Source organism: Bacillus sp. 1735sda2 (assembly GCF_024159245.1).
GTDB classification, from domain to species: Bacteria; Bacillota; Bacilli; order Bacillales; family Bacillaceae; genus Bacillus; species Bacillus pumilus_O.
Genome location: NZ_JAMYWZ010000001.1, coordinates 186525 through 209859 on the forward strand (window position 1 = coordinate 186525; position 23335 = coordinate 209859).

General features: G+C 40.1%; 24 protein-coding genes. 22 read left to right on the forward strand and 2 right to left on the reverse strand.

From position 1 onward, the window contains the following. Positions 1–133: 133 nt before the first annotated feature. From rocF to NKR21_RS01175, 22 genes are all read left to right on the forward strand, one after another. Positions 134–1045: an arginase gene (gene rocF / locus NKR21_RS01070; RefSeq protein WP_144457245.1), complete on the forward strand. Its 912-nt coding sequence runs from the start codon at positions 134–136 to the stop codon at positions 1043–1045. 183 nt (positions 1046–1228) lie between these two features. Continuing rightward, positions 1229–1792 (forward strand): RNA polymerase sigma factor SigW, encoded by a 564-nt coding sequence (sigW, locus tag NKR21_RS01075; protein WP_003217112.1) that lies wholly within the window; start codon positions 1229–1231, stop codon positions 1790–1792. Between the two features lie 14 nt (positions 1793–1806). Beyond that, positions 1807–2433 (forward strand): anti-sigma-W factor RsiW, encoded by a 627-nt coding sequence (gene rsiW / locus NKR21_RS01080; RefSeq protein WP_044139276.1) that lies wholly within the window; start codon positions 1807–1809, stop codon positions 2431–2433. A gap of 218 nt (positions 2434–2651) precedes the next feature. After that, positions 2652–3473: a diadenylate cyclase CdaA gene (gene cdaA / locus NKR21_RS01085; RefSeq protein WP_012008741.1), complete on the forward strand. Its 822-nt coding sequence runs from the start codon at positions 2652–2654 to the stop codon at positions 3471–3473. Further along, positions 3466–4875 carry a CdaR family protein gene (locus tag NKR21_RS01090; protein WP_012008742.1) on the forward strand — a complete coding sequence of 470 codons (1410 nt, stop codon included), beginning with the start codon at positions 3466–3468 and terminating at the stop codon, positions 4873–4875. Before cdaA ends, NKR21_RS01090 begins: the two co-directional genes overlap by 8 nt. A 25-nt stretch (positions 4876–4900) precedes the next feature. Next, complete coding sequence (glmM, locus tag NKR21_RS01095; RefSeq protein WP_012008743.1) at positions 4901–6247, forward strand: phosphoglucosamine mutase; 1347 nt, start codon at positions 4901–4903, stop codon at positions 6245–6247. A 575-nt stretch (positions 6248–6822) separates the two neighbouring features. Next, positions 6823–8625, forward strand: coding sequence for a glutamine--fructose-6-phosphate transaminase (isomerizing) (gene glmS, locus NKR21_RS01100; RefSeq protein WP_144457243.1), 1803 nt, complete (start codon positions 6823–6825; stop codon positions 8623–8625). 112 nt (positions 8626–8737) lie between these two features. Next, positions 8738–10462, forward strand: a complete 1725-nt coding sequence (locus NKR21_RS01105; protein ID WP_144457241.1) for an ATP-dependent nuclease — start codon at positions 8738–8740, stop codon at positions 10460–10462. A gap of 36 nt (positions 10463–10498) precedes the next feature. After that, positions 10499–11350, forward strand: coding sequence for a DNA adenine methylase (locus tag NKR21_RS01110; RefSeq protein WP_144457239.1), 852 nt, complete (start codon positions 10499–10501; stop codon positions 11348–11350). Between the two features lie 223 nt (positions 11351–11573). Next, positions 11574–11765: a PLD nuclease N-terminal domain-containing protein gene (locus tag NKR21_RS01115; protein ID WP_003217265.1), complete on the forward strand. Its 192-nt coding sequence runs from the start codon at positions 11574–11576 to the stop codon at positions 11763–11765. 18 nt (positions 11766–11783) lie between these two features. Then, a complete protein-coding gene (locus NKR21_RS01120; protein ID WP_144457237.1) occupies positions 11784–12701 on the forward strand; it encodes an ABC transporter ATP-binding protein in 918 nt (305 codons plus the stop codon). Next, the gene (locus NKR21_RS01125) at positions 12698–13462 is read left to right on the forward strand and encodes an ABC transporter permease (protein WP_012008747.1); all 765 of its coding nucleotides are present in this window, start codon (positions 12698–12700) and stop codon (positions 13460–13462) included. Before NKR21_RS01120 ends, NKR21_RS01125 begins: the two co-directional genes overlap by 4 nt. A 116-nt stretch (positions 13463–13578) precedes the next feature. Further along, entirely contained in the window at positions 13579–13968 is a 390-nt protein-coding gene (locus tag NKR21_RS01130) for a RidA family protein (RefSeq protein ID WP_012008748.1), read from the forward strand. Between the two features lie 198 nt (positions 13969–14166). Then, entirely contained in the window at positions 14167–14367 is a 201-nt protein-coding gene (locus NKR21_RS01135; RefSeq protein ID WP_253602406.1) for a hypothetical protein, read from the forward strand. Between the two features lie 148 nt (positions 14368–14515). Further along, the gene (locus tag NKR21_RS01140; RefSeq protein ID WP_144457233.1) at positions 14516–15643 is read left to right on the forward strand and encodes a DUF418 domain-containing protein; all 1128 of its coding nucleotides are present in this window, start codon (positions 14516–14518) and stop codon (positions 15641–15643) included. A gap of 161 nt (positions 15644–15804) precedes the next feature. Beyond that, positions 15805–16176 (forward strand): GntR family transcriptional regulator, encoded by a 372-nt coding sequence (locus NKR21_RS01145; protein WP_012008751.1) that lies wholly within the window; start codon positions 15805–15807, stop codon positions 16174–16176. Between the two features lie 5 nt (positions 16177–16181). Continuing rightward, complete coding sequence (locus NKR21_RS01150; RefSeq protein ID WP_012008752.1) at positions 16182–17057, forward strand: ABC transporter ATP-binding protein; 876 nt, start codon at positions 16182–16184, stop codon at positions 17055–17057. Further along, complete coding sequence (locus NKR21_RS01155) at positions 17041–17646, forward strand: ABC-2 transporter permease (protein ID WP_012008753.1); 606 nt, start codon at positions 17041–17043, stop codon at positions 17644–17646. Before NKR21_RS01150 ends, NKR21_RS01155 begins: the two co-directional genes overlap by 17 nt. A 187-nt stretch (positions 17647–17833) precedes the next feature. Further along, on the forward strand, positions 17834–18049 hold the full coding sequence (locus NKR21_RS01160) for a helix-turn-helix transcriptional regulator (RefSeq protein ID WP_012008754.1): 216 nt from the start codon (positions 17834–17836) through the stop codon (positions 18047–18049). Further along, positions 18046–18345 (forward strand): hypothetical protein, encoded by a 300-nt coding sequence (locus NKR21_RS01165; protein WP_012008755.1) that lies wholly within the window; start codon positions 18046–18048, stop codon positions 18343–18345. Before NKR21_RS01160 ends, NKR21_RS01165 begins: the two co-directional genes overlap by 4 nt. A gap of 55 nt (positions 18346–18400) precedes the next feature. Continuing rightward, complete coding sequence (locus tag NKR21_RS01170; protein ID WP_144457231.1) at positions 18401–19348, forward strand: alpha/beta fold hydrolase; 948 nt, start codon at positions 18401–18403, stop codon at positions 19346–19348. Between the two features lie 229 nt (positions 19349–19577). Next, positions 19578–20966: an amino acid permease gene (locus NKR21_RS01175; RefSeq protein ID WP_144457229.1), complete on the forward strand. Its 1389-nt coding sequence runs from the start codon at positions 19578–19580 to the stop codon at positions 20964–20966. Positions 20967–21004: 38 nt separating this feature from the next. On the opposite strand, the gene NKR21_RS01180 is transcribed toward NKR21_RS01175, so the two are convergent. Together NKR21_RS01180 and glpT are read right to left on the reverse strand one after the other, a co-directional pair. Beyond that, positions 21005–21886: a glycerophosphodiester phosphodiesterase gene (locus NKR21_RS01180; RefSeq protein WP_144457227.1), complete on the reverse strand. Its 882-nt coding sequence runs from the start codon at positions 21884–21886 to the stop codon at positions 21005–21007. Between the two features lie 92 nt (positions 21887–21978). Continuing rightward, positions 21979–23313, reverse strand: a complete 1335-nt coding sequence (gene glpT, locus NKR21_RS01185; protein ID WP_012008759.1) for a glycerol-3-phosphate transporter — start codon at positions 23311–23313, stop codon at positions 21979–21981. Positions 23314–23335 lie beyond the last annotated feature (22 nt).

The following is a 23335-nucleotide window of genomic DNA, read 5'->3' on the forward strand; positions in this document are numbered from 1 at the left end:
AAGACACCTTTTTGAAAAAGGTGTCTTTTTTTATGTTGGTAGCGGAATGTATAACTATTCAAAATATTGTTGAGTTGAGTCATAAGGCATCGAGAAAGTAAAATATAAGCAGGAACGGAAAGGGGATGTACATATGGGAGAGCAAAAGAAAGTCACACTTGTCGGGGTTCCAATGGATTTGGGTCAGATGAGAAGGGGTGTCGACATGGGACCGAGTGCGATTCGGTGTGCAGGCGTAAAAGAAAAATTGGAATCGCTTTCATTTGAAGTGGAAGATCTCGGAGATATTCCGGTTGAACAAAGAGATGATGAAAAGGGTTTATATACAAGTGAAAAGCTAAAAAATTTAACGGAGAATGCTGGTGCGAATCAGCTGCTGGCTGAGAAGGTTGACAGTATTGTGCAATCAGGCTCATTCCCGCTCATTTTAGGCGGTGATCACAGCATTGCCATTGGCACACTTGCGGGAGTATCCAAGCACTATGAAAACTTAGGTGTCATTTGGTATGATGCACACGGTGATTTAAATACAGAGGAGACCTCTCCTTCTGGAAATATACATGGTATGCCGCTTGCAGTCAGTCTTGGCCTTGGTCATGCTGATTTGACGAACATTGATGGTTATTCTCCAAAATTGAAGCCTGAGAATGTTGTTTTAATTGGTGCTAGATCCTTAGATGAAGGAGAACGGGCATTGATTAGAGAGAAAGGTATTAAAGTGTATACGATGCATGAAATAGATCGTTTAGGGATGACAAGGGTGATGGAGGAGGCCATTTCATATTTAAAGGAAAGAACGGATGGTGTCCACCTGTCACTTGATTTAGATGGATTAGATCCAGCCGAGTGTCCAGGTGTAGGAACTCCTGTGGCAGGCGGCATCAGTTACCGGGAGAGTCATCTAGCCATGGAGCTTTTAGAGGAAGCGGGTATTTTGACTTCAGCTGAATTTGTTGAGGTGAATCCGGTTTTGGATGAAAAAAATAAAACAGCCGAGGCAGCTGTTGCGCTGATTGGATCATTAATGGGCGAAAAGCTATTGTAGAGCGGGACTTGTTCCCGTTCTTTTTTGTTTTGGATAAATTTAAGGATATATTAAGGTTTTTACTGGTGGATATACGTAACACGCTGTCAAAAATTTGTTACACTATTTTTTAGAGGAGAATGAAACCTTTTGGAAAGAGGTTCGTATACATAAAGACCGGTGAAGGCAGAGGTTGAATATACTATGGACACAATGATTAAAAAGAGAATTAAGCAATTGAAAAAAGGCGACCAGAACGCATTTGCAGACATCGTAGACCTGTATAAAGACAAAATTTATCAGCTGTGCTACCGTATGCTTGGGAATGCACACGAAGCAGAGGATATTGCACAGGAGGCGTTTATTCGTGCCTATGTGAATATTGAAAGCTTTGATGTGAATCGTAAGTTTTCTACGTGGCTGTACCGCATTGCAACCAACCTGACCATCGATCGTATTCGCAAAAAAAAGCCGGATTATTATTTAGATGCAGAGGTGGCAGGAACAGAAGGATTGAATATGTATTCTCAAATTGCTGCTGATGGCATTTTGCCAGAGGAAGAGGTGGTGTCTCTTGAATTATCGAGTACCATTCAGCAAAAAATTCTAAGATTACCCGATAAGTATCGTTCGGTCATCGTATTAAAGTATATTGATGAACTCTCGTTAAAAGAAATTAGTGAGATTCTAAATATACCAGTTGGTACGGTGAAAACGAGAATACACAGGGGTAGAGAGGCTCTCCGGAAACAGTTGAGAGACCTTTGAGTGAGGTGATTTTGATGAGCTGTCAGGAAAAAATCGTCCTGCTTATGCATCAGTATTTAGACGGGGACATTGAGCCCCAAGACGAAAAAGAATTAAAAAGCCATCTGCAATCGTGTGAGGAGTGCCGTACTCATTTTCAACAAATTGAGAAATCCATCGCGCTGGTGCAGAGTACATCTCATATAGAAGCACCAACTGATTTCACTGCAAAGGTGATGGCAGGTCTTCCTAAGGAAAAAAAGCGTGTGTCGATTCAAAGATGGATCAAAGCTCATCCGCTGATGGTGGCCGCTGCCCTCTTTCTCATTTTGATGGGAGGTAGTCTGTTTACAAGCTGGAATACGGATCATAATTTCAGTGTGTCAAAACAGCCGAATCTCGTCGTTGTAAATGATACAGTGACCGTACCTAAAGGGGAAACCGTAAAAGGTGATGTCACTGTCAAAAATGGCAAGCTGATTGTAGAAGGCAAGGTTGATGGAAATGTCACCGTCGTCAATGGGGAACAGCTGACTGCTTCTGCCGGACAAGTCACTGGTCAAATTAATGAAATTAATGAAGTGTTTGATTGGATTTGGTACAAAATGAAATCTACAGCACAAAATGTGATGCGGGTCATTGGACCAGAGGAGCAAAAGTAATCATACGGGTCGAGAGCAGTCTCTTTAGGGGCTGCTCTTTTTCTATATCATAGGTCTGAATGTATCCCCGAAATAGCACGCCAGCCATATATGGCAACTGTTTTCCTTGCTGAAACAAAATGTGGTATAATAGCCACGCTATGTATTTACACATAGGTTCTTTTTTTATTAAAAATGCATCAAACGAAGAATAACTGAAAATTCTGGAGGGCGAGGAAATGGCTTTAGGGGATATTCCTTTTTTGCAGTACCTCGGTAATGCTGTTGATATTCTCGTTGTTTGGTATGTGATATATAAATTAATGATGGTCATCCGCGGAACAAAAGCGGTTCAGCTTTTAAAGGGAATTGTGGTCATTGTTCTCGTCAGGATGGGAAGTGCGTATCTCGGTCTTAACACACTTCAATGGCTGATGGATCAAGCGATTACGTGGGGATTCCTTGCGATCATTATTATTTTTCAGCCAGAGCTAAGGAGAGCGCTTGAGCAGCTTGGGCGCGGCCGTTTCTTCTCAAGAAGCGGGACACCTGTAGAGGAACAGCAGCAGAAAACGATCGAGGCAATTACAAAAGCAATTAACTATATGGCAAAACGTAGAATCGGCGCGCTGCTGACAATAGAGCGTGATACTGGGATGAATGATTACATAGAGACTGGAATTCCTTTAAATGCAAAGGTGAGTTCAGAGCTGCTCATTAATATTTTCATTCCAAATACCCCGCTTCATGATGGTGCTGTCATTATGAAGCGTGATGAGATTGCAGCTGCGGCTTGTTATTTACCGCTGTCAGAAAGTCCTTTTATCTCAAAGGAACTTGGGACGCGTCACAGGGCGGCAGTCGGAATTAGCGAAGTGACAGACAGCTTGACCGTCATCGTTTCTGAGGAGACAGGCGGCATTTCTGTCGCAAGAAATGGTGATCTCCACCGAGAATTGACAGAAGAAGCGCTTCAAGAAATGCTGATTGCTGAATTTAGTAAGAACAGCAAAGATGCTTCCTCGACCAAATGGTATTGGAGGGGCAAGAAAAATGGATAAGATTTTGAATAATCGCTGGGCCGTAAAGCTTCTTGCATTGGTCTTCGCTTTATTGCTGTATGGTGCAGTCAATTCAGCGCAAGCGCCCACGCCGAAAAAAATCGGTGAATCCTTTTTCCCAACATCGACGACAGATGAAGCAACCCTAACAGACATTCCTGTTAAAGCGTATTATGATGACGAGAAGTACGTCGTTACTGGTGTGCCACAAACAGTCAATGTGACGATTAAAGGGTCAACGAGTGCAGTGAAAACAGCAAGACAAACAAAAAACTTTGAAATATATGCAGATATGCAGAATTTATCCACAGGTACTCATAAAGTGGAGCTGAAAGCAAGAGATGTATCAAAAGGACTCACACTATCGATCAATCCATCTGTGACGACGGTGACGATACAAGAAAAAACAACAGCAGAATTTCCTGTTGAAACTGAATTTTATAATCAAAATAAAATCAAAGATGGCTATTCGCCTGAACAACCTATTGTGAATCCAAAAAAAGTCACAGTTACAGGTTCTAAGGACGTGATCGACAAAATTTCTGTCATTAAAGCATTTGTGAACCTAGAGGATGTCGATCAGCAAATTGAAAAGGAAGCGAAACTCACTGTGTATGATAGCAGCGGGAATGAGCTGCCAGTCGAATTAAGTCCGTCTGTGGTAAATATTACAGTTCCTATCTCAAGTCCAAGCAAAAAGGTTCCGTTTAAAATAGAGAGGACTGGCAGTTTGCCGGATGGGATCAGTATCTCAAGTATTGAGACAAGCCCGAGTGAGGTCACAGTGTACGGCTCTCAAAAAGTGCTTGATTCTCTTGATTTTATTGATGGCGTCAAGCTGGACTTAAGTAAGATCAAAGATGATACGGAGATTGATGCCGATATTCCCATACCAGATGGTGTGAAAAAGGTATCGCCCGAAACGGTGAAGATCAAAGTGAAGGTTGCAACAGCGCAAGAAAAAAAGATCGATAATGTCCCAATTTCTATCGTAGGTCTGAGCAAGGATCTCACCTCTGAATTTGTGAGCCCATCTTCTGGACGGCTCACGTTAACAGCAAAAGGATCAAAGAGTGCGATTGATAAACTAAAGGCTTCAGATGTTGAAGCCTATATCAATGTCGGGGACTTGAATGAAGGAACACATGAAGTCACAGTTCAAGTGAATGGTCCTCAAAATGTGACGTGGACATTATCGAGATCAAAGGTCAAAGTGAAACTGACCTCTACTGAGACAGAAGATCAGCCAGCGTCTACAAATGATCAGAAGAAGCCATCTTCTGATGACGATGATCAGAAAGAGAAGAGTAAAGAAGAATCCACGCAAGATAAAGCAAAGAAAGAATCAAGTCAAAGACAGCGGATCAAAGAAGATAAAAAAGAGGACGAAGCGTCCTCTTGAATGGTGAAAAAGGAGCGATTGAAACATGGGCAAGTACTTTGGAACTGATGGTGTAAGGGGTGTGGCGAATAGCGAATTAACGCCAGAGCTCGCATTTAAAATTGGGAGATTTGGCGGCTATGTGCTCACGAAGGATAAAGAACGTCCAAAGGTACTCGTTGGGCGAGACACACGTGTATCCGGCCATATGCTAGAAGGAGCGCTCGTTGCTGGCTTACTTTCAATTGGGGCTGAAGTGATGCGTCTAGGTGTGATTTCAACACCTGGAGTGTCATATTTAACGAAAGCAATGGACGCAGAAGCGGGTGTCATGATCTCTGCTTCTCACAACCCAGTTCAAGACAATGGAATTAAATTCTTTGGCGGTGACGGCTTTAAGCTGTCAGATGAACAGGAGAATGAAATTGAGCAGCTGATGGATCAGCCGGTCGATCAATTGCCACGTCCAGTTGGAGCGGATCTTGGAACAGTAAATGACTACTTTGAAGGCGGCCAGAAATACTTGCAATTCTTGAAGCAGACAGCAGATGAGGATTTCACAGGTATTCATGTGGCACTTGACTGTGCACACGGCGCAACCTCTTCTCTAGCGACACATTTATTTGCGGATTTAGATGCGGATGTATCCACAATGGGAACATCACCAAACGGATTGAATATCAATGATGGTGTAGGCTCAACTCATCCAGAGGCGCTTTCTGTTTTTGTAAAGGAGAAGGGTGCAGATATTGGTCTTGCGTTTGATGGTGACGGTGACCGTCTGATTGCTGTCGATGAAAAAGGTGATATTGTAGACGGCGATCAAATTATGTACATATGTGCACGTTATTTGAAGGGCGAAGGCCGATTAAAGGATAACACTGTCGTATCCACGGTCATGAGTAACCTAGGTTTTTATAAAGCGCTCGAAAAACAAGGCATTAAGAGCATCCAAACAGCTGTTGGTGACCGCTATGTGGTTGAAGCGATGAAAAAGGATGGATATAATGTCGGCGGTGAGCAGTCAGGCCACTTGATTTTCCTTGATTACAATACGACAGGTGATGGCATGCTTTCTGCAATTATGCTTGTCAACACACTCAAAGCAACAGGGAAAACATTGTCAGAGCTTGCAGCTGAAATGGAGAAATTCCCGCAGCTTCTAGTGAATGTGAAAGTGTCTGATAAATATAAAGTAGAAGAAAATGAAAAAGTAAAAGCAGTCATTCAAGAGGTTGAAAAAGAGATGAACGGTGACGGCCGTATTCTTGTTCGTCCATCTGGAACAGAGCCACTTGTACGTGTCATGGCAGAGGCGAAAACAAAAGAGCTATGTGATGAATATGTGACTCGAATTACCGCTGTTGTGAAAGAGGAAATGGGTATTGAGTAATCGATATCAAAGCAAATCGCTAGTAGCGGTTTGCTTTTTTTCGAATAAACGTCATAAATGGATGGATTTGTACGAATCTTATACGCGAGGGCAATTAACTGTTGTCTTCATACATAGGAGAGCACATCAAAGGTAGAACGTGACAAGCCTCATCGCATATAGTGTATGGAGGTCTTACTTTCTTGAAAGGGATCACCCGCTACATTGTGATTGACGGAGGTCAGACCTTATAGTACAATCATCCTTGTGTTACTGGATTTTTATTCTATCAGGAAAGGCAGGGTAGATGTTCGTTCAGCAACTCTCTTATAATTATAGCGCCCGAACTAAGCGATCGGACGAAAGATGCTTAGTTGACGAGGATGGAGGTTATCGAAATTTCGGCGGATGCCTCCCGGCTGATCAAAAAGAGATCACAGCCGTAAGTGTTTCTTTAAAGCAAAGAGGTGACTCTTTGTACAAAGGGAATACACATGATCTCCCAAATTAAACATGTAGAGAGGGACGAAGAAATGTCCCTTCTATTGTAGTAGGCTTTCTTTGTCCCTTTCACATGATCGGGAGGAAGAATATTTATGTGTGGAATCGTAGGTTATATTGGTCAGAATGATGCGAAGGAAATCTTATTAAAAGGTTTAGAGAAGCTTGAGTACCGTGGGTATGACTCAGCAGGTATCGCTGTGGCAAACGAAGAAGGCGTGCATGTGTTCAAAGAAAAAGGACGTATCGCTGAGCTTCGTGAAGTTGTTGATGCAAACGTAGCATCTTCAGCTGGAATCGGACATACACGCTGGGCAACACACGGTGTACCAAGCCATCTAAATGCGCATCCGCATCAAAGTGCTTCTGGCCGTTTTACGCTTGTTCATAACGGTGTCATCGAGAACTATGTACAATTGACACGCGAATATTTACAAGACGTCACACTAAAAAGCGACACAGATACAGAGGTTGTTGTTCAAGTCATCGAACAATTTGTCAGCAGAGGTCTTGATACAGAGGAAGCTTTCCGTCAAACGCTTCTTCAACTAAAAGGCTCTTACGCAATTGCTCTTTTCGATAACGAAAACAAAGAAACAATCTATGTGGCGAAAAACAAAAGCCCATTATTGGTTGGTTTCGGAGAAGATTTCAACGTTGTAGCTTCTGACGCAATGGCGATGCTTCAAGTAACAAACGAATATGCGGAATTAATGGATAAAGAAATGGTCATTGTCACAAAAGACGAGGTGATCATCAAAAACCTTGACGGTGATATCATGACACGTCCTTCTTATATCGCTGAGCTAGATGCAAGCGACATCGAGAAAGGCACATATCCTCACTACATGTTAAAAGAAACGGATGAGCAGCCGCTTGTTATGCGCAAAATCATCCAAGAATATCAAGACGAAAACGGCAAACTGTCAGTCGCTGGCGATATCGCAAGCGCAGTAGCAGAAGCAGACCGCATTTACATCGTGGCTTGTGGAACGAGCTACCATGCAGGACTTGTTGGTAAACAATATATTGAAGACTGGGCAAAAGTACCTGTAGAAGTCCATGTAGCAAGTGAATTCTCTTACAACATGCCGCTTCTATCGAAAAAGCCGTTGTTCATCTTCCTTTCTCAATCTGGGGAGACTGCGGACAGCCGTGCTGTACTTGTTCAAGTCAAAGAGCTTGGTCATAAAGCATTAACGATCACAAACGTACCAGGATCTACGCTTTCTCGTGAAGCGGACTTCACATTGCTTCTTCATGCAGGGCCAGAAATCGCAGTGGCTTCAACAAAAGCTTACACAGCGCAAATCGCTGTTCTTGCGATCCTTGCATCTGTTGCAGCTGAATTAAATGGTCAATCTCTTGACTTCGACCTTGTGAAAGAGCTTGGAATTGTAGCAAACGCAATGGAAGCCCTTGTGGATCAAAAGGATGAAATGGAACAAATCGCTCGTGACTTCTTCACAGTGACACGTAACGCATTCTTTATCGGAAGAGGACTTGACTACTATGTGTGCCTTGAAGGTTCATTAAAACTAAAAGAGATCTCTTACATCCAAGCAGAAGGCTTTGCTGGCGGAGAACTCAAACACGGCACCATTGCTTTAATTGAAGAAGGCACACCGGTCATTGCCCTTGCAACACAAGAGCACGTGAACCTCAGCATTCGCGGGAACGTCAAAGAAGTCGTTGCACGTGGTGCAAACCCATGTGTCATCTCACTAAAAGGCCTAGAAGACGAAGGCGACCGTTTCGTCCTTCCAGCTGTACATCCAGCACTTGCACCACTTGAATCTGTTGTTCCATTACAGCTAATCGCTTACTACGCAGCCCTTCACCGCGGGTGTGATGTGGATAAACCACGTAACCTTGCGAAGAGTGTGACGGTGGAGTAAGGGATATCTTTGCACTAAAAAATAAAACTACCAAATTTTTAAACCTTCATTTACAATAATAAGTAATTGAAGGTTTTTTTATCTATTATTTTAGTTTAAGGAGATATTAGGAATGTATATAGACAATATTTACATTAATAAGTATCGTCGTTTTAAAGATACTGAGATTAAATTAGGTAAATATCTCACATGTTTAGCTGGTCATAATGCCGTGGGTAAATCTACATTACTTGGACTACTGGGACATTGTGGAGAATATAAAAAAAGTGATGCAATTACGGTTTTTGGACAAAATTTCAGAGCTCATTTAAATGAAATAGTGAAGTTTTCTCCTGAATTTGATTTGTCAGGTAATAATCTATACGAAGTTCATTTTAAAGAACTGCCCGAAAGTATTAATGATTTCGATTTTACTGAAGAATTATCTTTTAGAGCGTACTGGGCTGAGAAGAAAAAAAGGTATAAGTTAGTACCAATGAAAACAGATAAAAGACAAACTGAAAAGAAAATAAAGTGGCCAACGTACTATTTGGGGTTAAGCCGTTTGTATCCTATTGGAGAGTCTAGTGAGGTAAATGAAATAAAAAACACAAAAAAACTAGATGAATCAGATAAGAGTTATTTATTTAATCATTATAAAATGATCTTATCAAGTGAAGAAAAATACACAAATTTAACTTCTCTAAGTATATCAGAAGTGGATAAAAAGAAATCAATAGGAGTTTCTACTGAACATTATGACTACTTGACTAACTCTGCTGGACAAGATAATTTAGGACAAATTTTAATGAGTGTATTATCTTTTAGAAAATTAAAAGAAGAGGATGAAGAGAAATGGAATGGTGGATTGCTTTTAATAGATGAAATAGATGCTACTCTTCATCCAGCTGCACAAAATAAGTTAATAGACTTCTTATATAAAGAAGCAAAAACTATAGGTATTCAAGTGGTTTTTACAACTCATAGTTTAAGCCTACTGGAACATATAAATAAAAAAATTCAGCATAATAAAATTGAAGTAAACAATAACATTGAACTGTGTTATTTAACAGTAGCTAATTCGATTCTCGAAATTCATAGAAATCCCAAAATGAGTGGAATATATTATGTTTTGACCAACACATATCAAGGTTTAGAATCTAGTAAACAAATATTAATATATTCTGAGGATGAAGAGACACGTTGGTTCTTTAATAAAATAATGGAGTATGCAGAAATAAAAGATATCTATAGATACAGTTTGATATCACCCTATTTAAAGATGTTAAAAACAAAAATCGGTTCAAATCAACTACTTACATTATTAACACAGGACTTTGATTATTTCAGTCAATGTATATTTTTATTAGATGGAGATGTTGATAGTAAGGTTATAAATAACAAAATAAGGGAATTGCCTTTTGGATATAATGATCATGCCGAAAATAATCAAGTAATTGTTAAATTACCTTGTTCAGAGTCACCCGAAGCAATTTTATATGATTATATTGAAAAATTAGATGATGATACTAATATATTTAATGATTTCTTTCAGTATGGATACTCTAAACGTTCATTAGTAAATAACGGCCCAAAATCAGAAAAATATTCTCGTTTTAAAAAAGATAGAGAGAAATATAAAGAGTGGTTTAAAGATAATAAAATTATACTAGAAGTTATCATAGAGCATTGGATGAAAGACAATTTTAATATCGTTGTAGAATTCTTAATTCAATTTTCACGAACTTTTAATAATGCGGCTAAGAAAAACAATTTGTTAGTGACATCTAATGAGAGTAGACTTATAGAGTACAAAGAAAATAATCTTAATAAAAAAGGCGAAGAAATGCCTGTTTGACCTTAAAATGTAAGTTGTACTATAGGAAGTGAAAAAATGACAAATCCCTCCCCTTTAAGGTATCCGGGTGGAAAATTTAAGACATATAAATACGTAGAACAATTAATAGAGATTAATGATAGTAATATATATATAGAACCATTTGCAGGTGGATCTGCAGTTTCTTTACAGTTGTTAATTAATGATAAAGTTAAAAAAGTGTATTTAAATGACTATGATAGATCAATATATGCCTTTTGGTATTGTGTGCTGTATAAAAATCAAGAATTTATAGACTTAATAAGAGAAACACCTATTAATATGGATAATTGGTTTAAACAAAAAGAGATACAAAAAAATAAGCATCAAGAATCTTTATTAAGCTTAGGTTTCTCTACATTCTTTTTAAATAGAACAAACAGGTCTGGTATTATAAAGGCAGGAGTTATAGGTGGCATAACTCAAAGCGGTAATTATAAACTTGATTGCAGATATTCTAAAGAAAAGCTTATAGAAAAAGTTAAAATTATAGGTGATAATAGAGATAAATTTAAAATATTTAATGTGGATGCAACAGAATTTATTAGCGATGTGATTGTCGATACAAAGGGCGCGTTTACTTTCTTCGACCCTCCTTATTATCAAAAGGGTCCAGGTCTTTATACAAATTTCTTTAAACATGAAGATCACTATAAATTATCTAAAGTAATTCAGGAAGCTTTAAACGATCAAAAGTGGATAGTTACTTATGATTATAATGAAGAAATAAAAAAGATGTATTCTTCATTATCATATAAAACTTATATATTGAATTATAGTGCTGACAGAAAGAGACAAGCATCGGAGTATATGTTTTTTTCTAATAAAACTAATATACCTGAATCAAAGGCGCTTAAATTTATTGATTGAGCCTATTTAAGCTTTGTAAGAAATTTGCACAAAGAATTTTTTGTGTATGCTATCATCAGCATCTATAAACCAGTAAGCCCAGTGAATAACCCTCACTGGGCTTTTTTATATTTATAGACCATTCGACCAATAAAAATAAAATCCATTTGAACGAATTCTCTCTTCATGTCGTCAAAAGAAGTAATACCAAAACAAATTGACGTTTGAAAAAGGAGTGGCGTGGATGGATATGAAGATGATTTTACCTCTTATTTTGCTACAAGCGATTTTAATGGTGATTGGTTTGTTTGATTTGTTGAAAAGAGATCCATCGAGGATCAGAGGAGAAGTGAAGTGGGTTTGGGCTTTAGTGATTGTGTTTGTGGCGAGTGCCGGCCCTATTGCGTATTTCATTTTTGGTCGTAAACAATCTTAAAAAAGGGGAGGGAGTCGCTTGAATATGTTGGAGTGTTACGGGCTGACGAAATCGTATGGACGGCATGAAGTGTTAAAAGATGTTTCGTTTTCTGTAGGGGAGGTTGGATGTGTTGGTTTTTTAGGAGCAAATGGAGCGGGGAAGACAACGACGATCCGAATTTTGACGGGGCTTGCTCGTCCTACGTCTGGCGTTGTGAAGGTGGCGGGTTTTGATGTTACAAAGGATATGGATCAAATCAGTCAGGTGATTGGGTACTGTCCGCAGCATCCTGCATTTTATCAGGATATGACGGGGCAGGAGTGGATGCATTGGGTTGGCGGGTTATTTCATTTGGAGAAAAACACCATTCGTTCCAAAACAGAGGAGCTGTTGAAGCTTTGCCGTGTGTATGAGGCGAAGGATCGTGCCATTGGCAGCTATAGTGGAGGCATGAAGCAAAGACTTGCCATTGCGCAGGCACTGATCAACAGTCCGAAGGTTCTGATCTTGGATGAACCTGTGTCTGCACTTGATCCCATGGGGAGAAAAGACATCCTGACTTTGATTGAGCGTCTAAAGCATGAGATGCTGATCTTTATGTCGACCCATATTTTAGATGACATTGAACGTGTGGCTGATCATATTATCATGATCAACAGCGGCAAAATTGAAATGTCCTCTTCGATGAAACAGATCAAAGAAGACTATATCCAGCCCGTGATTGAATTTCAATTAGAACAACAGAATACGAAACTAATGGCTTTGTTAAAAGAACGGGATTGGGTGGAGGAATGCATGGAGACAGGAGACGCTTATCAGGTGCGAGTCAACAATCAACAAACGGCATTGAAGGAACTGCCGGCTCTCATCACTGAAACTGACGGTGTTCTCCTCCATTATCGACTATCTAAGCTGACGCTTGAAGATATTTTCATGAAGGTTGTGACGGCATGATGATGTTGAAAAAGGAATTTAGGGAGTTATTCACTAGTTATAAAATGTTGTTTGTACCAATCATTTTTACGATTTTAATGATCACACAACCTATTACACTCAAAATGCTGCCAGATCTTTTGTCGAAATCAGCTAATTTACCTGAAGGATCTACATTTTATATACCAGAGCCTAGTGCAGGAGAGGCTTTAGCAAGTGCATTGAGTAAATTTGATTCGCTAGGCGTGTTTATCCTGATTATGATTGTGATGGGGACGATTGCTGGAGAGCGTGCCTCTGGGGTGACGGCGATGATTATGGTGAAACCAATCAGTCGAATGAGTTATTATGTCTCAAAAATATGCGCCTATGCCTGTTTAACCTTGTTTAGTTTGATAGTGGCAGTGCTTGCTTCCGTTTATTATGTGGACATCCAATTTGGGCATGTGGATTGGGGCGATGTGTTAAAAGGAACGCTTTTGTATTATCCAAACCTACTGCTCATTGTGGTGTCGACCATTTGTTCATCGGCGTTCTTTAAGCGTTCAGTGACTGCGGGCGGCGTTTCCCTGTTGATCAATCTCATCCTGTTTACCGTTCCTTCGTTTTATGAGGACACATTAGGGAAGTTTGCACCTAAAGGCGTCACAAGTGCGGCTGAGGAGATGATTCATAGAGGGACTTATTCGGATCAGTTGCTTACAAGCGTTCTAGGTGTATTAGTATTGATTGGTTTCTTTTTTCTCATTGGATGGTTTTTTTTTAGAAGACAAGAATTATAGCTTGCATTTGCGATGGTTTCTTTAGGTTTACTATGAGCATAAAACTCTGAATACGGTAGATAGTTTGATATGATGGGTAAAAATTGATTGTATTTTCAGAAAAGGGGTTTTTATTCATGAGAACATCACGTAATCCTGAGACCATTCACCCGCCAGTAGCACCCTATGCTCATCAAATAGAAACAACAGGACCACAACGGTGGTTAACCCTATCAGGTCAAGTGGGAATGGAGGTAGACGGGACAATTCCGGAGAGCCCGCTTGAGCAGCTCGAATTAGCATTAGAGAATGTGAAACGAAATGTAGAAGCGGCAGATATGGCAGTGGAGGACATCACGAAACTAGTATTTTATCTCGTAGGAGAGTTCGATGCTGAGAGCAGAAAACGAATCATGGGTCAGTTCTTGGGCGATCATCTGCCTTGTATGACGATGATTTATGTGGTGGCTTTGGCTTCACCAGCTTTAAAGGTCGAGGTGGATGCTTGGGCTTGTCGGGAGATTTAATGGGTAAAAGATTGAGTGGTTGGTTAATGCTCAATCTTTTTTGTTTTGTGAGATGTTAGGGTTTCTTGTTGAATAAATTATCTTTAACTTGAACTTCTTTATATGGTAATATCAGGGCATGCATCGAGCCGATCTTATTACATTTACATGTTATCGTAAAAAACATTCAATTAGTTAGTAAGTATCAGGGAGGAGAGCGTGTTGTTTTTATCAAATAAAAGATTAAAAAGAAACGCCATTTTTTTCGCAGGTGTGGGGGCTGTTTTGCTCATTCTCATGATGCTGAAATGGCTGCCGATTTCTGCAGACTGGGAGTTGCCGTTGATTTTTTTCGGGTTAGTGATTTTGTTTTATTTGAAACGTGTGATGCGGAAAGAAGAAGGAAATCATCATTCATAATTTATCAGTAAGATACCTAGAATGTATATTCTAGGTTTTTTTATTAAATTTACCTTAAAACGTATGTTTTTACATGGGTTTGGAGACCAATTTTTTGAAAGTATGGTAGGATAAATATGCTTTTATATTTTCCGAAGGAGCTGTCGTGTTGAAGGGATCTAGGGTTGAGTTAATTGATAGTTTGCGTGGTTTTAGTTTATTAGGTATTTTGATTGTGAATATGCTTAATTTTCAATATGATTATGATTTTGAGAAAATGTTTGATTCGAGCTTTTGGGGGCAGGAATTTGGCGTTTATGTAACGGAAATTTTGTTCCAGGGGTCGTTTTATCCGATTTTCTCCTTTTTGTTTGGGTATTCTTTTATCAAGCTGATTGAATCTACAAAAGCTAGGGGGCTCAATACGAATGCCATTGTCGTTCGCCGAGGCTTTGGTCTGATTGTGCTTGGAATGCTGCATTATATCTTTATTTGGAATGGCGACATTCTTCTTTATTATGGAGCATGTACGTTTTTCTTGATGATGTTTTTGAGTAGCCGGATCAAAACAATGCTGATTTGGTCGGGTGTGTTAGGGGCGTTGTCTTTAGTTATTGTGCCCTACATGATGAAACTTGTGTATGGGACTGATGAATTATTAACTGATGTGTATGCGAAAGGTGCTTATGGGGATATTTTGCTCAGCCGGATTACGGTTGAAGACGATATGTTGATTGTGACCATTATTCTGGCGATCGTGAGCATTACGCTTATGCCAATATTAGGTTTTCTTTTCGGTACGATCTCGGTTGGTCCGTTTGCACTGCTTGGCATGGCCATTGGGAAAAAAGGTCATCTGACAGAAGAAGATCGAGGAATGGCCTATCGAAGAGGCTGGGTCTGGATGATTGTCGTTGGACTTGCACTAAAATGTGCGACGTTTATTGATGCACCTTGGAGTGAATTTGTTATGATTCTCGGTGGATATGTGCTGGCGATCGGGTATATTCAAGCTTTTATTGTATTCTACTATTCGAAAGCAGCCCAAGGCCTTAAACGTCTGCTTGCAGGGCTTGGTCGTTTGTCCCTATCAAACTATTTGGCGCAGTCGATCATTTGTACAACAATTTTCTATTCTTATGGACTTGGTCTATTTGGACAGATGGGGTCAATGTTTGGACTGCTACTCGCTCTCGGACTGTATACTGCACAGCTGTTCATCAGCTATCTCTATTTGAAAAAATGGAGAAGAGGTCCGGTGGAGTGGATGATGGGAAAATGGGTGTATTGGAGATAAATTTTTTTGGGAAGGCCGCATAGCTGAAGAGCTGTGTGGTTTTTTTAGTTGAGTTGCAATAAAAAAATGGTTGATTATTCTTTTAGTTTGTATATAATGTATATATAGTATATATACAATATTTTGTTTCAAACACCAGTACAGAAAAAAGAGGTTTTTATATGCAAATTACGATTTCAAACCACTCTAAGGAGCCCATCTATGAGCAAATTACGAATCAAATCAAATCGATGATTTTAACGGGTGAGCTGGCGGAAGGCGCTGCGCTGCCGTCTATTCGAAAGCTGGCGAAGGATTTACAAATCAGCGTCATCACAACAAAGCGAACATATGAAGAGTTAGAGAAGGCAGGATTTATTTATTCGATTGTCGGTAAGGGATCATTTGTTGCCGAGCAAAACCTAGAGGTCATGAGAGAGAAAAAATTGAAGGTGATTGAGGAACAGCTTGGAGCGGTTGTCACAAACGGCAAGGAATTAGGCTTATCTTTTGATGAATTGCAGCAGTTATTAAAGTTCTTGTATGAGGAGTGAGATGAGTGGAGCATGTAATTGAATTCAAAGGAGTATCAAAACGGTTCAAGGAATTTTCTGTTCAGAATCTTGATTTACAGGTCAAAAAAGGCTTTGTAACTGGGTTTATTGGAGAAAATGGCGCCGGTAAGTCGACGACGATTAAAATGATCATGAATTTATTAAAACCAGATTCGGGTGAGGTTAAAATTTTCGGATTGGATTATCGCACCCATGAAAAAGAGATTAAGGAACGAATCGGCTTTGTTTACGATGCCAACGTTTTTTTTCCAGGATTGAATTTAAAAGACATCAAACGAATTGTGGCACCTGCCTATAAACGCTGGGATGACCAGCTTTTTTATCAATATATTGAACAGTTTGGTCTACCGCTGAATAAAGCGATCAAAACATTTTCAAAAGGGATGCAGATGAAGGCGTCACTTGCGATTGCACTGTCGCATCATGCTGAGCTGATTATCATGGATGAACCAACTGCTGGGTTGGATCCGGTCTTTAGAAGAGAGCTACTCGGCACGTTACAAGAATTGATGATTGATGGAAATCGAACGATCTTTTTTTCGACGCATGTGACGACTGATTTAGACCGGATCGCGGATTATATTGCGTTTATACAAAATGGAAGATTGGTCTTTCAACAGTCGATTCACGAGGTAGCGGAGAATTATGCGCTGGTGAAGGGGAGCCTAGATTTGTTGGATCGAGACACAGAAAAGTCATTTATCCATATTCAGCGCACGGCAGCCGGATTTGAAGCATTAACTGATCGGATTGATGAGGTGAAACTTATTTTTGGGGATGCTGTTGTGATTGAACCGGCGTCGCTTGAGGATATCATGTTTTATTTGAAAGGCGGGGTTGCGCATGTTTCATTTAATTAAGCGTGATGTGATTTTGCAAAAGAAGCAGTTACTTATTTTTATTCCGTTTATTTTATTTTTTATTTTCATGGATGTCCATCCAGTATTGACGTTTCTAGTCGCTAGTGTCTTCATTCCATTTAACACATATGCTTATGATGAGAAGGCAGAAACGAATATTCTATTAAATTCCTTGCCCTATACACGTAAAGAAATTATCGCATCACGTTATCTTGGCGCCATTTTCTATATGAGTATTGCGATCGTGCTGACAAGTGCTGCATTATTTGTGTTTGGGAAGCTGTTTTCGCTGTCAGATATTGCGATTGGCAGCGGCTTGTTTTTATTGTTCGCAGCATGTACGTTTCCATTGTTTTATATCTTAAAGCCTGGTTATATCACAACGGCAGTGATCATTGGCTTTATCGTATTATCTGCTATGGGACCGCCTGTTGTCCTCTATTTAGCAGAGCAATTCAGTGGGATCACTGATTTTATTATGAATTTATCGATCCCGATTGTATATACCGGGTCAACTGTACTGATTATGCTCCTCTACTTGCTGTCTTGGGGACTTTCTACTGCGATTTACCAGAGAAAAGTGTTTTAATTCAGATGATCACAATTTTTAGAGAATCATTCATTTTGAGGTAGGACTTTCAAAATGGATGATTCTTATTTTTTTTGTATCCGGTGAAATTGACATACAGAAGAAAAGAGGTTATTATTACTTAACAAAATGTTAATTATATTTAACATATTGTTAAATAAATCTTCCTTTAAGAAAGGGATTTGAAATGGAGATTAAAAATAGAATTAAAGTATTACGAGCAGAAAGAGACTGGACACAAAAGGATTTGGCAGAGAAGTTAGGTGTGACTCGTCAAACTGTGGCAGCGATTGAAAATGGTAAATATTCTTTGTCTTTAAAATTAGCCTTTCAAATTGCTAGGACATTTGAAGTTGATTTGTATGATGTATTTCAAGAGGTCGACAAGGAGGAACAACAATGATAACGACGATCATACTGTATTCTTTGATTATCCTTTCTATTTTAAGCACGGCCTTTCAATTGAAGAAAAGTCGTGAATATAAACATGATGAACGAGGTCAATTTATTTTAGCGAAAGCAGGGAGTTTTTCCATTATAGGTATTGCCTTAGCCTATATATTGGTTGCCGTTATCCAAGCTTCGGTCCATCAATTCTCTTCTCCAAGAGAATGGTTTTATATAGCGATTACTTTTATGTATGTATCAAGTGTTTGCGCAAATACCATTGGCATCATCTATTGTGAAAGAAAATATTAATTTTCATCGATGGATGTAAGCTAGAGTTCTTCATCAAGAAGGGAAGAGAAAACCAATGAATAAAATATTGAGAATCATGCTGATCTCCATAGGCACCATTATCACGGTCATGGTTGTTTTTCTAGCTAGTGTTTACTTTGTAAATCTATTTAGTAATGAAAGGGAGAAGGGGAAAATAGAAGCTTATGGGCAAAAGGTCATGGTGGATGGGAAGCAAATGAATGTGCTCATTCAAGGCGATGGGAAAGAAACGATTGTCCTTCTCCCAGGCTATGGAACTGCTTCACCAGTGCTAGATTTTAAGCCTCTAGTAAAAGAATTATCACCTTATTATAGAGTCGTAGTGATTGAACCATTTGGATATGGTTTAAGTGACGATACAGATAAAGTACGGACAAGTCAAAACATTGTGAATGAGATTCATGAATGTTTGCAAAAGCTCAACATTAATAAATATACGGTGATGGGTCATTCGATCTCTGGCATTTATGGATTAGAATATGTGAATCAATATGAAAAAGAAGTCCAAGCTTTTGTTGGAATTGATAGTAGTTTTCCTAAGCAGGAGGATGCAGATGAATTGCCAGTCTCCAGCTTACAGCTGCTTCATCAATCCGGCTTTTACAGATTGATAGTGAAAATGAATCCAGATCAACTGGTGATGCCTAAAGTAGGTGATCAAACGAAAGCTCAAATTAAAATGCTGACCTTCCGAAATTTCATGGATGAAAGCCAAGCTAGTGAGGCAGATAATTTTAGAAACAATTTTAAAAATGCTCAGCGCCTACATTTTCCTAAAAAGCTCCCTGTAGTTTTCTATCTAGCAGATCAAACGGAGAAAGAAACACCAAACTGGAAACCAATGCATGAAGAGCTACTGAAAAATGTAGATCACGGAAAAGTAGTTACTTTCAAAGGCGGCCATTATTTGCATCATACGAAATCAAAGGAAATTGCAGCTGATTTTAGAGAGTTTCTTTCTGAAATTGAAAGTAACCGGTAGAGCGGTCAGTTTCTAAGTTCCACTCTTGAATTCAATATATCAATATAAAACAATTTGAGCACCTTCTTATGTCGAAATATTTCGATAATAGTGTTTTTCTCAAAAAAACAATTGTTTTTTAAGGGTAGATTTATTATGATAATATACATCGAAAGATTGATGTTTCTCAATCAGAATGAATATTCTGATTTTTATTTTTTATGTTGTTTGTTGATGAGGGGGAAGAAATGTGGCTCAAAAGGAATTAAAAAGAGGGTTAAGTGCGCGCCATATTCAAATGATCGCACTCGGCGGCACGATTGGTGTTGGCTTATTTATGGGGTCAGCCAAGGCCATTCAATGGACAGGTCCATCGGTTCTTCTCGCGTACGCAGTATGTGGTATCTTTATCTTTTTTATTATGCGTGCGATGGGAGAAATGTTATACGTTGAACCGAGTACAGGTTCATTTGCTACATTCGGTCATCAATATATTCATCCGCTTGCGGGGTATATGACAGCTTGGAGTAACTGGTTCCAGTGGGTCATTGTCGGGATGTCGGAAATTATTGCCGTAGGCGCTTATATGAAATATTGGTTCCCAGAGCTGCCAGCGTGGATTCCAGGATTAATTGCGATGATTATTTTGGGAGCGGCCAATTTGATTTCGGTTAAATCGTTCGGTGAGTTCGAATTTTGGTTTGCCATGATCAAGATTGTGACGATTATTTTAATGATCATTGCAGGTCTAGGCATTATTTTCTTCGGATTTGGAAATGGCGGAACGCCTATTGGATTGTCTAATCTGTGGGCACACGGCGGATTCTTTACAGGTGGATTTACCGGATTCTTGTTTGCATTGTCGCTCGTCATTGCTGCCTATCAGGGTGTAGAGCTGATTGGGATTACAGCAGGTGAAGCGCAAAATCCAGAAAAGACGCTGACCAATGCCATCAAAAGTATCATCTGGCGTATTTTGATTTTCTATATCGGCGCGATCTTTGTCATTGTGACAGTGTACCCTTGGGATCAGCTGAATACCCTTGGCAGTCCATTTGTGGCGACGTTTGCGAAAATTGGAATTACAGCCGCCGCTGGTATTATTAACTTTGTTGTCATTACAGCAGCGATGTCCGGCTGTAATAGTGGGATTTTCAGTGCGGGACGTATGCTTTATACATTAGGTGTGAACGGGCAGGCGCCTGCTTTCTTCACCAAAATTTCGAAGAATGGTGTGCCGTATTTTGGAACATTGGCTGTGCTGATTGGTTTAGCGATAGGAGTTGTTCTCAATTACGTTGCGCCACCAAACATTTTCGTCTATGTGTATAGTGCGAGTGTACTTCCGGGTATGGTGCCATGGTTTGTGATTTTGATTAGTCATATCAGTTTTAGAAAGGCGAAGGGAGCTGCGCTTGATCAGCATCCATTCAAGATGCCACTAGCTCCGTTTTCTAATTATCTGACAATCGGTTTCTTACTGATGGTGCTTGTATTTATGCTCATTAATCAGGATACGCGTATTTCTCTGATTGTGGCAATTGGGTTCTTAATTGTAGTAGCGCTTAGCTTCTATGTCTTTGGGATCGGGAAACGGAAACCGATTGAAACAGCTTCTTCTGATCAAACGGTAAAATAACCAAAGCCTTGCGGGATGGACCGCAAGGCTTTTTTTGTTTAGAGCGAAGCTTTTACACGGTTGAAGACATCTGGAAAGTTGGTGAAAAGACCGGTGACGCCGTATTGCAGTAATCGGGTCATGTCTGCTTCGGTGTTGACCGTATATGGGTGGAGGAGGAGTCCATGGCTTCTGACCTGTTGCACGTTTTCAAGTGTCAATGCTCTAAAATTCGGTCCGACCCCCACTGCATAGGATTTGATGAAGTCGAGCTGGTCATCTGTGATGGACGTCATTTGGGTTCTGTCTAAAAGCTGTACTTTTGGAAGGTGCGGGGCTAATTTCTGTAGCTTTAGCAGGCTGTCTTGGCTAAAGGATTGAATGATGACCTGCCCTTTTCTTGTGTGTTTCCCGAGAAGATGATGTTTTTTTAGGGTCGCCAATAGCTTTTCTTCCATTTGCGGATAGATGTCTGGTTTTTTTGTTTCAATATAATAATTTTCTCGTTTGCCAAAATAGCGCAGTACTTCATCTAATGTGAGGACTCGCTGTCCGATATAGTTGGCATTTTGTCTGTCAGGATTGGCTTCGTTAAACCAAGTACCAGCATCCAGCTGTTTGATTTCAGCAAGTGTCAGGTCTTTGACCGAGCCCGTTCCGTTTGTGGTGCGGTCAACGGTTTCATCGTGCATGACGATGAGATGGCCATCCTTTGTCATTTGAAGGTCGAGTTCGAGGTAATCGGCATTCATCTTTGTGGCGAGTTTGTAAGAAGCCAGGGTATGCTCTGGTGCATACCCTGATGCTCCGCGATGTGCAACGGTTAGAATACGATCTGGAGATAAAAGATGTTCATGTGCCGATACGGTGGCCGGCACCCACGCAATAGACAGTAAAGCAAAAGAGAGCAACACGAAAGCAAGTAATCTACTTTTCTTCATATTTTATCCTCCTTTTACGGTAACTGCCTTCATCATAAGAAATAGATGTAAAGAGCATGTTGGGCGGATATGAATCTTTTATGTGATTTTCATTAAGCTTGCTCTACGCGTTTTCCTGTATTCCATGTCATCGCGAGGAAAACAATCGCAAGCACACAAGAACCAACCAGTAAAATAAATCCTCCTGTCCAGTCGTAATGATCTACGACAACGCCCATCATCGCATTGGCGAAGGCAGAGCCGCCAATATAGCCGAAAAAGCCAGTGAGTCCGGCCGCAGTGCCAGCCGCTTTTTTAGGAGCGAGGTCAATGGCTTGAAGTCCAATGAGCATGACAGGTCCGTAAATTAAAAAGCCGATGCTGATAAGGGCGATGTTATCGACCATTGGATTGCCAGCAGGGTTTAACCAGTAAACAAGCACCGCAATTAACACCCCAGCCATAAAGAGGACGCCTGCTGGTGCGCGGCGGCTTCTAAAGAATCGGTCACTAATCCACCCGCACAATAATGTGCCAGGAATGCCTGCATATTCATAAAGAAAATATGACCAGCGGGAATGCTCTGGTGAAAAGCCTTTAGCTTCTGTTAAGTAGGTCGGCGCCCAGTCTACGACACCGTAACGGACGAAGTACACAAAGACGTTGGCAATGGCGATATACCAAAGGAATTTATTGTTGAGCACATACTTAAATAAGATCTCTTTCACTGTTAATTCTTTTTCTTGATCTTCATACTGCTGTGCCGGATAGTCATTGCGATATTCCTCGATTGGCGGAAGACCAGTAGATTGCGGTGTATCTCGGACGAGAAGAATGATCACGAAGGAGACGATAATGGCAATGATGGCAGGGAAGAAGAAGATACTTTTCCATGTTGCAAACAGTACGATTCCTAAGGTGATGAGTGGTGCAAGAATTCCCCCGCCGATATTGTGAGCGACGTTCCAAATGGACATTTTCGTTCCACGTTCACTAACCGAAAACCAATGCGCCATCGTCCGTCCACATGGCGGCCACCCCATGCCTTGGAACCAGCCGTTTAAAAACATGAATAAGAACATGATCCATACACTTGACGTCACCCATGGAAATGAGACAAATAGGATATTGATAAGGGCTGATAAAAAGAGTCCGGTGGCTAAAAAATATCTTGGATTACAGCGGTCTGAGATCATCCCCATGATGAATTTACTAAAGCCATAAGCGATGGAGACAGCCGCGAGTACAAAGCCTAATTCACTTTTCGTGAACCCTTCTTCTTGTAGATATGGAATAGCAAAAGCGAAATTTTTCCGCAGCAAATAATAGCCAGCATACCCGATAAAGATGCCTAAAAAGACTTGCAGCCGCAGTTTCTTATAGGTCTCATCTGTTTTGGCATCATCGAGCCTGTCGATATGCGGAGCGGGTTTAAACCATTTGAACATAAAGATCCTCCTCTTTTCGTTG